At 46.8% G+C, this 14,357-nt stretch carries 15 protein-coding genes and 1 pseudogene; 9 read left to right on the forward strand and 7 right to left on the reverse strand.

The annotated features are described in order from the left end of the window. Positions 1 to 7 precede the first annotated feature (7 nt). The 3 genes from THEBA_RS13320 to THEBA_RS13330 form a co-directional block, all read right to left on the reverse strand. Positions 8 to 382, reverse strand: coding sequence for a hypothetical protein (locus tag THEBA_RS13320; RefSeq protein WP_006487277.1), 375 nt, complete (start codon positions 380 to 382; stop codon positions 8 to 10). 145 nt (positions 383 to 527) lie between these two features. Further along, complete coding sequence (locus THEBA_RS13325; protein ID WP_006487278.1) at positions 528 to 944, reverse strand: secondary thiamine-phosphate synthase enzyme YjbQ; 417 nt, start codon at positions 942 to 944, stop codon at positions 528 to 530. 21 nt (positions 945 to 965) lie between these two features. Then, positions 966 to 1,532 (reverse strand): methyltransferase family protein, encoded by a 567-nt coding sequence (locus THEBA_RS13330; protein ID WP_014731962.1) that lies wholly within the window; start codon positions 1,530 to 1,532, stop codon positions 966 to 968. Positions 1,533 to 1,695: 163 nt separating this feature from the next. On the opposite strand from THEBA_RS13330, the gene THEBA_RS13335 reads away from it, so the two are divergent. The 9 genes and pseudogenes from THEBA_RS13335 (at position 1,696) to THEBA_RS13375 (ending at position 10,660) form a co-directional block, all read left to right on the forward strand. Continuing rightward, positions 1,696 to 2,121: a PPC domain-containing DNA-binding protein gene (locus tag THEBA_RS13335; RefSeq protein ID WP_014731963.1), complete on the forward strand. Its 426-nt coding sequence runs from the start codon at positions 1,696 to 1,698 to the stop codon at positions 2,119 to 2,121. A gap of 10 nt (positions 2,122 to 2,131) precedes the next feature. Beyond that, entirely contained in the window at positions 2,132 to 3,298 is a 1,167-nt protein-coding gene (locus THEBA_RS13340; RefSeq protein WP_014731964.1) for a metallophosphoesterase family protein, read from the forward strand. Next, the gene (locus tag THEBA_RS13345; RefSeq protein WP_014731965.1) at positions 3,295 to 6,132 is read left to right on the forward strand and encodes an AAA family ATPase; all 2,838 of its coding nucleotides are present in this window, start codon (positions 3,295 to 3,297) and stop codon (positions 6,130 to 6,132) included. Before THEBA_RS13340 ends, THEBA_RS13345 begins: the two co-directional genes overlap by 4 nt. A gap of 16 nt (positions 6,133 to 6,148) precedes the next feature. Beyond that, a complete protein-coding gene (locus THEBA_RS13350) occupies positions 6,149 to 7,507 on the forward strand; it encodes an 8-oxoguanine deaminase (RefSeq protein WP_014731966.1) in 1,359 nt (452 codons plus the stop codon). Continuing rightward, positions 7,507 to 7,817, forward strand: a pseudogene (locus THEBA_RS13355) (antibiotic biosynthesis monooxygenase). The gene THEBA_RS13350 and the pseudogene THEBA_RS13355 overlap by 1 nt, the downstream one beginning before the upstream one ends. Before the next feature lie 36 nt (positions 7,818 to 7,853). Next, entirely contained in the window at positions 7,854 to 8,966 is a 1,113-nt protein-coding gene (locus THEBA_RS13360) for a M24 family metallopeptidase (protein WP_014731968.1), read from the forward strand. A gap of 202 nt (positions 8,967 to 9,168) precedes the next feature. Then, positions 9,169 to 9,612: an SsrA-binding protein gene (smpB, locus tag THEBA_RS13365; RefSeq protein WP_014731969.1), complete on the forward strand. Its 444-nt coding sequence runs from the start codon at positions 9,169 to 9,171 to the stop codon at positions 9,610 to 9,612. 145 nt (positions 9,613 to 9,757) lie between these two features. Next, positions 9,758 to 10,321, forward strand: a complete 564-nt coding sequence (locus tag THEBA_RS13370) for a hypothetical protein (protein ID WP_006487289.1) — start codon at positions 9,758 to 9,760, stop codon at positions 10,319 to 10,321. Positions 10,322 to 10,357: 36 nt separating this feature from the next. Beyond that, the gene (locus tag THEBA_RS13375; protein WP_014731970.1) at positions 10,358 to 10,660 is read left to right on the forward strand and encodes a hypothetical protein; all 303 of its coding nucleotides are present in this window, start codon (positions 10,358 to 10,360) and stop codon (positions 10,658 to 10,660) included. Between the two features lie 26 nt (positions 10,661 to 10,686). Here THEBA_RS13375 and THEBA_RS13380 read toward each other — a convergent pair whose 3' ends face one another. From THEBA_RS13380 to THEBA_RS13395, 4 genes are read right to left on the reverse strand one after another with little or no spacing between them, the layout of a single operon-like run. Continuing rightward, positions 10,687 to 11,769 carry an Ldh family oxidoreductase gene (locus tag THEBA_RS13380; protein ID WP_014731971.1) on the reverse strand — a complete coding sequence of 361 codons (1,083 nt, stop codon included), beginning with the start codon at positions 11,767 to 11,769 and terminating at the stop codon, positions 10,687 to 10,689. A 2-nt stretch (positions 11,770 to 11,771) separates the two neighbouring features. After that, positions 11,772 to 12,875, reverse strand: a complete 1,104-nt coding sequence (locus tag THEBA_RS13385) for a M20 family metallopeptidase (protein ID WP_014731972.1) — start codon at positions 12,873 to 12,875, stop codon at positions 11,772 to 11,774. Further along, complete coding sequence (locus tag THEBA_RS13390) at positions 12,872 to 14,047, reverse strand: UxaA family hydrolase (RefSeq protein WP_014731973.1); 1,176 nt, start codon at positions 14,045 to 14,047, stop codon at positions 12,872 to 12,874. Before THEBA_RS13390 ends, THEBA_RS13385 begins: the two co-directional genes overlap by 4 nt. 9 nt (positions 14,048 to 14,056) lie before the next feature. Next, positions 14,057 to 14,356, reverse strand: a complete 300-nt coding sequence (locus tag THEBA_RS13395) for a UxaA family hydrolase (RefSeq protein ID WP_014731974.1) — start codon at positions 14,354 to 14,356, stop codon at positions 14,057 to 14,059. Position 14,357 lies beyond the last annotated feature (1 nt).

Here is a 14,357-nt window from a genome sequence, read left to right on the forward strand (position 1 = left end):
TCTTGAATCAACTGGCCTCGTCATAGGTACAAATCTTCAAGTAGCGCTCCCCATTATCCTTATCCTTATAACAGGCTTTCAAAAGCCTGCAACTGGTTGTCTTCGGATCCTTGCATATAAAGAAAGTGAATGAGAGATCCTTGGCTTTTCCCTTCAGCAACTCCATCCTCAATGTTGAAAGAAGACTTTCCAGACGTTTCTCTTCGTTCTGGCCATACATTCTTGCGTTTTCGTCAGTTTTCACCATTTCATTCCAAACGTTCTTGGAAATCACGACGGGCAGCTTTATCCCCACTTGCTTTGCAAAAGATGTAACATCTACCGAACCCTCGTTCGAAAACTTAAAAGAACGAGAATCTAGTGATGCCTCTCCGATGCTCATCGATAGCACCTCCATAATAATGTTATTACTAACATAACATCCATGTTGGAGACTCGCAAAGCCAAACAGAAGAACTTGAAGCTCTCTGGAGATGTTTAAGCCGGTTTATCTGATAATGCCTCCAAAAACCGTTGAACCTGAGCTCTTATTCACCGATTATTTTTATCAGAACTCTCTTTCGCCTTTTGCCATCCAGTTCGTAGTAGAAAACCTGCTCCCATGGTCCAAAGTCAAGCTTTCCTTCAGTTACTGCTATGACAACTTCTCTACCCATTACCGTTCTCTTCAGATGAGCATCTGCATTATCCTCGAATCCGTTGTGCTCGTACTGAGAATATGGTTTTTCCGGGGCGAGTCTTTCGAGCCACCTTTCGAAATCCTGATGGAGTCCCGACTCATTGTCGTTTATAAACACGCTTGCCGTAATATGCATCGCATTTACCAGCACAAGTCCCTCTCGGATCCCGCTTTCCAAAAGCGCGCCTTCCACATCGTCTGTGATATTGATTATCTCTCGTCTCATCTTTGTGTTGAAGAAAAGCTCCTTTCTGTAAGACTTCAATTCTTTCACCTCCCGATTGGTTCAGAACAGATAGGGAATCAAACGCCAGGTCTTTTTGCAGTAATCTCTGTATTCTTCTCCAAATATAACTTTCAGATTCCTCTCCTCTACAGAGATTCTGTAAAGAATTCCGGTTGTTGGAAGGACAAAAGCAAGGATTGAACTCAACGGATAGTTGAAGACCAGAGAAAGCCCCAGAAAACCTACGATCTCGGCTGCATAGGCCGGATGACGAATGACCTTGTAGAACCTGTCGGTTCTCAGTTTCTGATCTGGAAGCGCGCCCACATCAATTGCGAAGGCGGGACCCAGTTGTCTCACTACGAAGAAACGGATAACGACGGCGAAGATCATCATTCCCACTCCTATCCATCTATGAGGAAGGAAAGTCATGAGAAAGACCTCCTTCGAACGGCCATCGACTGCAATCGCACCGAACATGCCCGAAAGAACAAAGGCAAGCATGATGTATTTTGATCGCTTCTCCTGGAGTCTCTCGCTGATCTTCCTGTTGTGAAGGAAGAAGAGATAGATATCGAATCCAACCCAGAAAAAGAGAACGATGAAGAAAAGCAACTGACCAGACATAATTGGACCTCCAGGCGAAAACAATACTTTTCAATTCTATCATCGGGAGTGACGAAGGAGAGACATTTTTAAGCCTCCGAGGGAAGTCCATGTGCGGTTCATCGATTGTGAGTTCGGTAAGATGAAAAAGATGTAGTAAAATCGTAATATAGGTGGTGATTCGATGATTTTTGGAAGAGATGAGAGTGTACTGCTCTTTCGATTCGAAGATGGTGAGGACTTCATAGACACTTTCGTTCGGACGCTTTCCGATAATGGGCTCCATTCGCTTATAGTCGTTAGCGGAATCGGTATGTTGAGAGACTTCACGATCGGTTGGTTCAACTCGGTTTCTAAACAATACGAGAAGGAACTTGTCACAGTTCCTCATGAACTTCTCCACATATCGGGTAATGTCTCTCTCAAGGGAGGTAAACCCTTTCCACATCTTCATGTAACGCTTTCCGGTCCCTCAAGAAGTGCAGTTGGAGGTCACCTGTTCGGTGGGACCGTATGCAACACGACTGAGCTCTTCGCAATCACGACCGGTGACCTGAGACTTATAAGAGATGTTTCCGGCGCCGCAACGCCTCTGGAATTCAGAAAGTGAGTCCATCGAATTGAGATTCCTTCACTGTTCAGATATTCATCTGGGGAGAAGACCTATCGGTTCCCCTAACAGCCCGTATTCGTCTGCAAGGTATGAAGACTATTTTTCAGCCTTTGAATACGTCGTTGAGTGGGCCTTACAGAACAAGCCGGAGGCCTTCTTCATAACGGGTGATCTCTTTGACAAGAGAGACATAAATCCCGATACTCTTGCAAGAACACAGAGCATCCTCTCCAGACTGAAAGAAAGCGGGATCAGGGTATTGGCTATAGAGGGGAACCACGACAAAAGTTTCAGCGCAAACGAGTCCTGGCTGAGATTTCTACAAGAGACAGAGTATCTAGAACTGCTCTGCCCGGTTCAGGGAGAAAATGATATTGTCTTTCCGTACGTCAGTATCGAAGGGTTCAAGGTGTTTGGACTTGGCTATCCCGGCTTCATGGCCGAGGAGATGATCCTCAGGGCTTCTTCTTTTCTTGAAGGCAAAGACAATATTGTTCTCATTCATACCGCGCCCGGGAACGACAACTTCATTCCAGGCCTTGTGTCGCCCGAAGTATTGAAGATTCTCAGGTCGAAGGTGATCTATGCCGGGGGTGGGCATTTGCATTCTCAACTCGCCTTTCCTGTAGAAGAGCCGTTCTTCTTCGTGCCCGGATCACTCGAATACTGGGACGTCTGGGAGAGAGATAGAAAGGGATTTTACGTATTCGATACCGAGATCGGAAGAGCCGATTTTCACGACTCCCATAGGAGGGAAAGACAGGAGTTCGCAGTTTTTCCCGGAGAAGGCGACAACCTAGACGGGTTTGTCGATGAACACGAGATTCATAGAGGAGCCATAGTACTGGTAACGGTAACGGGAAGCGGAGAGTTCTACGTAGATCCCGTGCGTTTGGAGAGAGAGATAGAGTCTTCCGGAGCCCTTAAGGCCTTTGTTAGAGTCAGGAGAACGGATAGAGAAATTACTCTCGACGACTACAGACTGATGAGCGCGAGGGACATTGAACGAGAAGTCATACTCGGCTCCAGGGAGTGGAAGGAACTCGGAGCAAAAGGCGAGGACCTTGTGGGAGCAATAGAAAAGATGAAGCAGTCCCAGGAAGACGGGAGGTATGACCTGTTCAAAGAATCTGTAGATGCCCTTCTTGAAGCCATAGTTGGTGGTGACTCTTGAGAGTCACTTCGATAGATCTCGAGAACTTCCGAAGTCACTCAAGATATTCGGAAACCTTCGAGAAGGGAATAAACCTCATCCTTGGAAGAAACGGCTCTGGGAAATCATCGATCATCGAAGCTATCGGGCTGGCCCTCTTCGGAGGAGGACTGCGTGACAAACAGGAAGACGCAATCAAGTGGAACGAGAGAAGGTCGAGAATAACCGTGACTTTTCTTGCCGACGACGGTCTGGAGTACAGGGTCGAGAAAGTTTTCGGCACGGGTTCAAGTCACGAGCTGCATCAGGGAGACCTTCTCATTGCCCGCGGGAAGGAGAACGTAATTGAGAAGATCAGAATCATCTGCGGTCTTCAGGGGGACATCTCGAAGACATTCGAGAACGTGATAGTAGCTTTTCAGAACAGGATCGCCGATCAATTTCTCGGCAGTCCTGCTGCAAGAAGGGACTATTTCAACAGGGTCTTCCAGGTCGACCTTTACAGGAAGATCTCAACGGATTTCATGCGGAGTTATCTCACCGACCTGAGGAATGAGAATGAAGCTATCGAGAGAGAGATAGCATTCATGGAGCAGCAATTGGAGAGAAAGGCAGAAGTTGAAGAGAGGGTGAAGACTCTCTCGGGGGATCTTTCCAGGGCAAAAGAGGAACTGAAGTCTCTGGAAGATGCCCTAAATAAAGTCAAAGCGGAGAGACTGCGCCTCGAGGAAATAGGAAGAGAGCTCTCTTCGAAGAGAGCCCAGTTTGAGCAGCAAATGAAGTCATTGAGGGACGAAGCCGCCTCGCTGAAAGGCAACCTGAGGCAAAAAGAGAGGGCGGTTGAGGCCAAAGAAATCGTTGACAGAAGCAGGGAAGGTCACGATCTCTATGAGAGACTGCTAGAGAAAGAAAATGTTCTGAGCGCCGAAAAAAGGAGATTGGAAGGCCTTGGCGAGCGTTCAGCGGCTATTGAAAAGAGAATTGCTGAACTTCAGACAGAAGTTGCCCGATTAAGCGGAGCGCTCTCGAATTCAGAGGAAAGACTTGAAGAGAGCGAGAAGCAATTCGAAGAACTGAAGAAGGAACGAGAAGAGCTAAGAGTTAAGATGGAAGAGGCGGAACGCGAGGGCGGCAAGAAGAGAGAGACCCACAACCTTAGTATTTCAAGGAAAGAGGCGTTTAAGGTGATCATCGAAGAATACAGGAAGCCCGAGCGTAGGTTGGCCGCTCTTGAAGATCTCTTAAGGAGCCTTGGAAAACCGGAGGGTTCTGAGGAACTTAATGAAAGGCTGACGAAAATCGACGAAATCATAGAAAGAGTGAAGCAGGAAGTCCTTCTCTTGGAACAGCTGAACGAGGACATTGTCAGCATGGCTTCCCGTAGAAAGGCGCTTGTAGAATACAGAGGCTCTCTCGCTGTAGGCATCTGCCCGCTTCTGGATGAGAAATGCAAGAACATCGAAAATAGAAGAGATTATGAAGGATACATCGAAGGCCTTATAAACCAGCTTGCTTCGGGTGAAAGAGAGCTGTCGAAAAAGATTGCAGAGGTGAAGGAAAGCCCGGCGAGACTTGGCAAACTGGCGGAAGAGAGGGCTCTTATCCTCAACACAATAGAAGAGACCGATAGAAAACTAAAGGAAAAGTCTAATCTAGAAAAAGAGAAGCTTGACCTTACGGAGAGAGTAAATAGCTTCCTTCTCCAGCTTTCGACGATTTCCGGAGTATCAGGAGAGATAGACGAGATGAGCGAGAGCGTAGAGGAAGATATTCGAAATACCTCCACCGAGCTCGAGCTCCAAAAGAAACACATTTCCACGCTCAAGAATCAGATTGAAGAAAGGGATTCGCGTCTGGAAGAAATAAAGAGCAGGATCAAATCTCTCAACGAACTGAAGAAGAAGACGGAAGAAGAAGTCACTTCCCGGTCGAGCGAAAGCGATGCTCAGAAAAGCATCGTTAAGGAATTTGCGGAGGAACTCCGAAAGCTTCCCGGATTGAGAGCGGAGATCGAAGAGATTCGCAGAGCGATGGTTATTAACAGAAGCGATTATGAAGGATTCAACAAGTATGTGAATCTTGCTGGCTATCTCGAGGAGTACTCAAGTCTCTGCCGGGCCTCGCTCGAAAGATGCAGAAAGAAGGCGGCAGGAGTGACCGGCCTCAGAAAAGAAATTATTGCTCTTGAGAAAAGCTTCGATTACGACCGTCTCGAAGAGTTGAAGGCAGGCGAGAAAAAGGCCGAAGAAAGTTATGCTCTCAAACGAGACGAAACAATATCCATTGGCAGAGATATAGTTTCTCTACGGGCAGAGCTGAAGAACTTCGCAGAGATGGAAGAAAAGAAGAAGCTCAAGAAGAGAGCCGGTGAAAAGACTTCCAGGAAAATCAAACTCTCAGAGATGATTAGAGATAATCTCAATCTTACCGGAGAGAGAATAACCGCCGGATTTCGTGATGCGATAGAGCAAAAGGCGACCCTAGACTATCAGCGAATATCAGGCACCGAAGAGTCAATAAGATGGAACGAAGACTACGAAGTCTCAGTCAAAGCATCCGAATACGGCGACGGTAGCGTCAGAAGTTTCTCGAATCTATCTGGAGGAGAGCAAGTGTTGGTCTCTCTTTGTTTGAGAGCTGCGATGACGGGGGTACTTAGCGGGGCGAGGTTCGCCGTCTTCGATGAGCCGACATCGAATCTCGACAAGGAGAGGAAAGAGTTGCTTGCCCATTCTCTCAGAGAGCTCTTCGGCGAGCTCGATCAGTCAATAATAGTTACTCACGATGACGTCTTCTCTGAAATGGCGCAGAAGGTAATAAGACTGAACGGCAGGGATAAAGGCGAATCTGTTTGAATCGGAGGTGCAGTGTTTGAAAACAGTACTCAAGAACATAGACTATCTTGTGACAATGAATGAAAAGAGAGAGGAGCTTAAAGACGCTTATGTGGTCGTCGAAGATGGAATAATAATCGATGTCGGCAAGGGAACTCCTCCTCCGGGCGACGTGGAGATCGACCTGGCCGGACGAATCATCACTCCCGGCTTTGTCAACACTCATCATCATTTCTATCAGTCGCTATTCCGCAGCGTAAAGGAAGTCGCATCGGCGAAATTGTTTGACTGGCTTGTCTTCCTATATGAGCGGTGGAAGAACCTCGATAATGAAGCGATATACGTGAGCAGCAAAGTGGCAATTTACGAAATGATGATGTCTGGGGTTACAACTACAACCGACATGTTGTACCTTCACCCGAAGGGAAGAAGTGAGTTCATCGACAGCGAAATTGAGGCGGCGCGCAGTACCGGGGTGAGATTTCACCCCACCAGGGGCTCGATGTCTCTCTCCAGAAAAGACGGAGGCTTACCCCCCGATACGGTCGTTCAGAGTGAGAGAGAGATAATAGAGGACTCCGTAAGACTTATAGAAAAGTATCACGACAGAGAGAAACACTCGATGCTGCGGATAGCTCTGGCGCCATGCTCTCCCTTCTCGGTGACTGAAGAGTCGATGGTCAGGACGGCCGAACTCGCCGGGCAGTACGACGTGCTTCTTCACACACATCTCGCCGAAACGAGGGACGAAGACGATTTCTGTATCGAGAAGAAGGGACTGAGACCGGTTGATTTCATGGAAAAGGTCGGCTGGCTTAACGAGCGAAGCTGGTTCGCCCATCTCGTATGGCTGAGCGATGAAGACATCAAGAAGCTTGCCGGGCATGACTGCGGCATGGCTCACTGCCCTTCCTCAAACATGAGACTTGGATCGGGAATCGCCCGTGTAAAAGAAATGAAGGAAGCAGGAATGAGAATCGGCCTTGCCGTCGACGGAAGCTCATCGAACGATACAGGAAACATGCTTTTGGAGATACGAAATGCTCTGATGCTTCAAAGGGTTTTGAAAGGTGCCGATGCTCTCACTCCCAGAGATGTTCTTGAATTTGCGACTCTTGGAGGGGCCCGGGTATTGAGAATGGATGATTTCATAGGATCGGTCGAGGTTGGAAAATCGGCGGACCTTGCTGCCTTTAGACTTGATACTCTGTCTATGTCAGGGGGACTCTCCGATCCTGTTGCATCTCTCGTTCTCTGTGATCCGCACAAAAGTGACATGGTCATGATAAACGGGAAGATCCGTGTCCAGAACGGAAGGGTAATCGATAGTGAACTTCCAGGTTTGATAAAGAGACACAACGAGATATCTTCGAAGCTGATCGGAGGGGAGTACTGATGATAGTTACAGTAGTTGATATTCAAGTCAAGAGTGAGTTTTTAGATAAATTCATAGAAGCCACTCGTGAAAATCACAAGAAGTCTGTAAGTGAGCCGGGTAATTTGAGATTCGACTTCCTTCAGGATAAAGCAGATCCATCCCATTTTTTCTCTATGAAGCCTATGAATCCGAGGAAGCAGCTGCAAATCACAAGAGGACAGATCATTACAAGCGATGGAAGGAAAGAGTTGAGGAGTACATGGAGAGACCACGCAGGGGAACTCAAACAAGAGTAATAGAACCTGAGAGGCTGAGAGACTGGAAATGATCTCTGTTGCAGTCTGAGTTCGGGAGGGAGGTTTCAATGCTGATAGAAGAGTTCAGAAGGAGAATTGATGGTCTTAGGGAAGAGATATCTTCCAGAGGAGCCGGTGCTTTTCTGATAAGCAAGTGCTGCAATTTTTCTTGGGTAACTTTTGGAGCCAGGAGTCATATTACTCTAAATTCTACGGAAGGCGAGGCATCGGTTCTGGTAACACTTGACAGGGTTTACATTATCACGAACAATATTGAAAAGCAAAGGATACAGGAAGTCGAATTTCACGAGGAGCTTCTGGGTGAGTTTGGATTTCTTGAGTACAACTGGTTTGAGACTTATGGTGAAAAGAGGTTAATCGACAACCTGCTAAAAGGAAAGCTTCTCTCCGATACCGGAAGGTATGACAGCGAATACGTTGACCTAACAGAAATGCGCACAGTCCTCAGTGTTTATGAGATAGAAACCTACAGAGCTCTCGGAAGAGATTGTGATGATATCTTTTCTTCAATTATTCCGGGTTTGAAGAGGAATATGACCGAGCTCGAAGTTCAAGGTCTATTCTATGAAGCCATGTCAAAGAGAGATATCGAACCAATACTGACACTTGTCTTTTCCGAGGACAGTTCTCTAAGTTACAGGCACAACCTATCTCGAAACGTCAAACTTGATAGGAGAGGATTTGTAAGCATCTGTGCCAGAAGGCGCGGGCTAATTGTTTCGTCCAGCAGATCGTTCATGTTCGAGCCTGTGGAGGAGATCAGCCTTCAGCACGAGCGGAACTGTTTTGTGGATGCTGTTGCAATCGATTCCTCAAAGCCGGGAGAGAGGCTTTCCAATGTCTTTGAGAAGCTTGTGGAGGCCTACGAACACGTTGGCAGGGGAGGGGAATGGAAGCTTCATCATCAGGGTGGAGTAGCTGGCTATCTGCCGAGAGAAGTGCACGGCAATCTCAAGAGCGATTTTATTCTCAAGAGGGGAAATGCCGTCGCATGGAATCCCACAATAAGGGGAACTAAGTCCGAAGACACGGTATTGATTGGAGATTTTGGAGACAGCAATATTTCGTTCCCCCAGACCAGTTCCTGGCCAGAACTGAAGTACGAATTCGACGGCTCGACGGTGAGAAGACCGGCGATCCTCCTGGTTGACAAGGTCTGACTTCCAGTGTGACAACTGTTTTCACAATTGACTTGAAGTCTTTCAATTTGAAACGAGAAAAGAGGTTAGAATCTCTTGGGCATGGTTTTCTCTTGAAAAACAGAGTGGACCATATAAAGGGATCTTCTGAAGATCCCTTTTTTAAAATTGTCGGGCCCTCATGCTAAAATAAATTCCGTTCAGCAAGAACGGAGGGGTACTTATGAAGACGGTTGTTACTAATAAGAAGGCGCGTTTCCAGTATCACCTTATGGATTCGTATGAGGCGGGAATTGAGCTCGTAGGAACCGAAGTGAAATCGCTGCGTCTAGGTGGAGCATCTCTCATTGATGCGTACTGCAAGATCGAAAGCGGCGAGATATTTCTGGTTGACTGCAATATTAGTCTATACACTCACGGCAATGTCTGGAATCATGAACCGCGCAGAAAGAGAAGGTTACTGATGCACAGAAAGGAAATTCTTAGGCTGGACCAAAAGACAAAGGAAAAGGGACTTACCATTATCCCTTTGAAAATATACTTCAATGATAAAGGGAAGGCAAAGGTCGAAATCTGTCTTGCAAAGGGAAAGAGGCTATTCGATAAGAGAGAAGATATAGCAAAGAGAGATGTCGAGAGAAGAATGAGGCAGCAGGCAGATCTGTGATGGATGAACGTCTCTGTACGTCTTTTTTCTTCCGAATAGAGCAGTAATAATGGCTTTGAACCTCAGTAGTGTTGTGGTATAATCAATCTGTCTTATACTGCGAATAACGCCAATAGCTTTGCAATAATTAAGGGGAGGTGTATTTATGAAGAAAGTCGCTTTAGTAGCTTTGCTCCTTTTTGCGGTCTCACTGGGTTTCTCTACGCCTAAAGCGCTTATAGGTGGTGCTTTTGGGATTAATGCAACTAATCCAGTTTATCAGCCCGAGAGATGGGGTGCCGGTGCCTTTGATCTCTCTCTTCAGCTTCCGTTTACTGATAAGATTGGGGCCATGCTGAGTGCTCAGGCTGCAATCAGGTATCCAAGCAATAAGATAGGGCTTTTCAACGCCGACATTTATTTCCAGATCTTCGAGACACTCAATCTCAAGGCGAGGTTGCTTGTAAGTGTGGGTTCCGTCCAGGATTCCAACTTCGGAGAACAGAGTTGGGAGATCGGAATTCTTGATCTCGGAGCGCCGCATCTTGCAATCGGTGGCGGATTCCAGGTTATGACACCGATTTCGGATAAGGTCATCCTAAACGGATTTGCAAGGGGCTATAGAGTGAAGGATTACCAGACCCGACAGGAAGGTGATTTCCCGGGTGGAGATTACTGGCCACTTCCCGAGTTCTTCTCAGTAGGACTTGGAGTGCTATACGAGTTCTGATCAGGGGCTAAAGATACTTATTTGAGAGAGTTTATTTTGGTCGTCTTTGTTCTACTTTTTTCTATCGTTTCTTTAGCGGTAACGGGTTACGACAAATTTATTCATTATTCTGTAAGTTATTCCGCCTATGGCCTTTCAAGTTACTTCTTGGGTGACATAGGCGGTTTTGTTTTCTCCGCCTCTCTCGGGGTGGGAAAGGAAATCTGGGATTGGTTTTCCGGGAAAGGTACGGCGGAGTACGGAGACCTGATAGCCGATTTCGCCGGAATAATCTCCGCTTACAGTCTCACCAAGCGTCTTCCGTTCAGACCCTTGCTAGTATTTGTATTGGTGTTCTAGAATTTAAGCAGCTCTGAAATCTCGTTCTAGTCCAGTAACTCAACGGGAATAGATAGAGAGTGTTTTTTCGCAAGTGAGACAAGTGAGTCCCTTGTCTTCTGGTCTAAATCTATGCCCGAAGTCACAGCTCTCTCTCTTGCCATAGCCTCTTTCTCTCCGTGGTAGTAGATTTTGTTATGACCGTCGGCCTTCTTGCTTGAAACGACCCCATCCACTATGTGTTCGAGATGTTCTATAAGGGAAGATCGATCACCAAAGAGCTCCAGGCTGAAGCATCCGAAGAAGTGAGAGACACCTGCTTGAGAGCCGGAATAAGTTTCGGCACTCCATCTACCCAAAGAGAGACCGGCAGACAAGAGATCGACGAGAAGGGCCATACCATAGCCCTTGTGACCACCAAAATCCTCTTCGGATCCTCCCAAAGGAAGAATACCTCCGGGGTTTCGACTGTTGAAGTTGTTCAAAACCCTTCTGGGAGAGGTTGTGTTTCTACCTGTTTCATCCACTGCCCAGCCATTTGGAATATCTCTTCCAAGCCTATCGTAAACCTCTAATTTTCCCCTGGTCACAACGCTAGTAGCCATATCCAGTATAAAATTCTTTTTCAGCCCAGGAATTGCTACTGAAAAGGGATTTGTGCCTAGAACGGCCTCCTTCCCGAAGGTCGGAACTACGAGAGGGTAGCTGTTGGTCATCGCTATTCCTATCATCTTTTTTGAAAGCGCTTTTTCGGAATAATAGGCTGAGATGCCATAGTGATTCGAGTTTCTAACTGAAACAAGACCAATCATCGATTCTTTCCCTTTTCTTATTGCAAGATCCATCGCGTAGTTGGAAACACATTGTCCTGGACCGCCATTACCGTCAACTGTGGCCGAAACCGGAGTATCATGTACTATCGATGGCTTGGAATCTAGCAGAATATTTCCGCTATCTCTTTCCTTTATGTATCTACCAAGTCTTGCGACACCGTGTGAAGGAATGCCACGCAAATCAGCTTCCAACAAAACGTCCACTATTTCATGAGCGGCCTCTATGCCGAAATTCTCGGAAAGAAGAATCTCTTCGCAGAGCCTCCTGAGGTTTTCATATGCTACGGGTTTACCCATAATTATCTAGTCCTTTCAAAGTAGTTCCTTGCTATTTTTGAATACAGCCTACGGGCCATATGAACTTCTTCAAGTTCCACATATTCGTTCGACCTGTGTGCCATTGAGGGACTTCCGGGACCTAGTATTACCGTCTCAATCCCTTGCGATGCAGTAAAGGCGCCATCAGTAAAATAGGTCATCGTGAGCTCTTCTGCGTTCATAGCCTTCTCTTTAAGCACTTCTTTAACAGATTCGGTGAGATTGCCGGAAGAGGAGAAAGACTCCCTGTTGAGCAATATAATTCTCTCTGATTGATTGTATTTGCTTAGAACGGAATCTACCAGAGCGATGATTTCTGCAGAATCTGTGTTCTCTGCAAAACGAATGTCGATAACACATTCGGCCTCATCGGGAACGGTATTTTCTTTCGATCCACCTCGAATGATGTTCAGGCTCTCAGTAAGCCCTTCTATTTTCCCGAGAACCTGAGAAAGCTCAGTGTAGGCACTGAAAAGCTTTGTAACTGCGTTGATTCCGTTTTGCGGTTGCGAACCGTGCGCTGATTTGCCTCTGAATTTCAGTTTAAGCCATATCGCCCCTTTTTCACCTGTCGCAAGTCTCAAGGAGGTAGGCTCACCAATGATTACGCCTGAAACGTCAAAGGTTTGATGCTCGAGAAAATGGCGTATCCCTGAGCAGCCGACTTCTTCATCACAGGTCGCAATGAGCGCAACATTCCAAGAAAAATCGCTGTCTTCCGAAAGATCTATTAGAGCTGCAGTTAGGGCGCTTAACCCGCCCTTCATGTCTGCTGAACCCCTCGCAAACAACTTGCCGTCCACAAGTTTCGGTTTGAAGGGATCCGAGTCCCAGTTTGATCCAGCCGGTACTACGTCCATGTGACCTGACAGGAGAAGGTAAGGTAAGGCCGGGTCTCTTTGAAGTCTTGCGACAAGATTTGAGCGATTCTCTGCGACTTTCTGTATCTCAATATGAACGTTCCTGTCTACAAGCACTCTCTGAAGAATCTCAACGGCTCGATCTTCGTTTCCAGGAGGATTTGTTGTATTTGCGCTGCAAAGCTCTAGCAGAAGCTTTTCGAGTTCTTTATCGCTCAATTTCATAATTTGATTCCCACATTCCAGATCGAGTAATCATCCTGCCCCAGAACCTCTGCTTTTGTCAGTTCACCGTTTGCAATCCTTAATACAAGATCGAACAACTTCCTTCCACTCTCTTCCAGAGTCTCTTCCCCATAGATGATCGCGCTGCAGTCGAAGTCGATATTGTCACTCATCTTTTTTGCAGTCTGACGGTTTCCAGTAATCTTTATGACCGGGGCTATCGCGTGGCCGGTAGGGGTCCCCTGCCCTGTTGTGAAGAGCACGACTGTTGCTCCGCCCGCCACCATACCAGTAACGGATTCAACGTCATATCCTGGAGTATCCATAAGATAAAGACCGGGTTCAGCATCAATTACCTCACCATACTCTTTTACACCAACAATGGGGACTTTACCTCCCTTTATCATGGCTCCGAGAGACTTTTCTTCGAGAGTAGTCAAACCTCCCCTGACATTTCCGGGAGAGATGTTGTTAGGAACGTTCTCTTTGTCAACTACATCGCGACTGTTCTTGAGACTTTCGTCAATCATTCTCTGGAGCATTTTGGTGAACCGCTGCTTCATGGACTCATCAGACATTCTTTCGAAGAGCAAGTGCTCCGCGCCTACCAGTTCAGTGGTTTCAGATAGTATTACCCTTCCTTTCTTTTTCGCCAAAAAGTCGGCTACCTGACCTACTACCGGATTGGCAGAAAGACCTGACGAGAAGTCAGACCCCCCGCATTCCATTCCCAATACAAGCGATGACAGTGAAACTTCTTTGCGTTCGATTTTGGAAGCTTCCTTCACCATATCCTTTACAATCGCTATTCCTCTTTCTATTGCTTCAACGGTTCCATAGTCCTGGATCATGATTACCTCGGCAGGTTTACCATGATCTTGAATTATGTCTCTAAGCTCGTGAGGAGAGACTCTCTCACATCCTAGCCCAACTACGAGAACGGCGGCTATGTTCGGGTTCAGAGCAGTATTTATCAATGTCCTTCTGGTCTGTTTGAAATCGTCGCCAAGTTGTGCGCAGCCTTGGTTATGGCTTGCCACAACCGATCCGGGAACCGCGGACGAAATTCTTCTTGCAACATTTGCCGAGCAGAGAACACTTGGCAGAACTAAAACGTGGTTCCTGACCCCTGCACTTCCATCACTTCTTAGGTACCCCTTGAAAGTCTCCATGGTTTCGGCTTAAGCCCGTTCACCTCCCTCTTTGATCTCGGTTCTTTCACTAGCAACATTCTGGATGTGAACATGCTGACCAGTAGCTATATCTGCAGTTGCTACACCTATTTTGTTGTCGTATTTGATTATTCTCTCTTTCTTTCTGATGTCTCTAACGGCTATTTTGTGCCCGAAAGGAATTTCCTCCTTTGCAACTATCGTTCCCACTTGAGAGGTGCCCTTCATCTCGATCTCTTCGCCTTTAGCGACTTTCTCGAGCACCGTAGCGACATTGTCGTTAACGGATAGCATGATGGCCTGTTTCATC

The sequence above is a fragment of the Mesotoga prima MesG1.Ag.4.2 genome (genome assembly GCF_000147715.2).
Taxonomy (GTDB): Bacteria; Thermotogota; Thermotogae; order Petrotogales; family Kosmotogaceae; genus Mesotoga; species Mesotoga prima.

Bases quoted from the DNA above. Each gene is read 5' to 3' on its own strand.
- THEBA_RS13380 (WP_014731971.1), bottom strand. From the start codon at position 11,769: ATGGGTAAACCCGTAGCATATGAAAACCTCAGGAGGCTCTGCGAAGAG.
- THEBA_RS13320 (WP_006487277.1), bottom strand. From the start codon at position 382: ATGAGCATCGGAGAGGCATCACTAGATTCTCGTTCTTTTAAGTTTTCG.
- THEBA_RS13335 (WP_014731963.1), top strand. From the start codon at position 1,696: ATGATTTTTGGAAGAGATGAGAGTGTACTGCTCTTTCGATTCGAAGAT.
- THEBA_RS13385 (WP_014731972.1), bottom strand. From the start codon at position 12,875: ATGAAATTGAGCGATAAAGAACTCGAAAAGCTTCTGCTAGAGCTTTGC.
- smpB (WP_014731969.1), top strand. From the start codon at position 9,169: ATGAAGACGGTTGTTACTAATAAGAAGGCGCGTTTCCAGTATCACCTT.
- THEBA_RS13395 (WP_014731974.1), bottom strand. From the start codon at position 14,356: ATGAAACAGGCCATCATGCTATCCGTTAACGACAATGTCGCTACGGTG.
- THEBA_RS13360 (WP_014731968.1), top strand. From the start codon at position 7,854: ATGCTGATAGAAGAGTTCAGAAGGAGAATTGATGGTCTTAGGGAAGAG.
- THEBA_RS13330 (WP_014731962.1), bottom strand. From the start codon at position 1,532: ATGTCTGGTCAGTTGCTTTTCTTCATCGTTCTCTTTTTCTGGGTTGGA.
- THEBA_RS13370 (WP_006487289.1), top strand. From the start codon at position 9,758: ATGAAGAAAGTCGCTTTAGTAGCTTTGCTCCTTTTTGCGGTCTCACTG.
- THEBA_RS13390 (WP_014731973.1), bottom strand. From the start codon at position 14,047: ATGGAGACTTTCAAGGGGTACCTAAGAAGTGATGGAAGTGCAGGGGTC.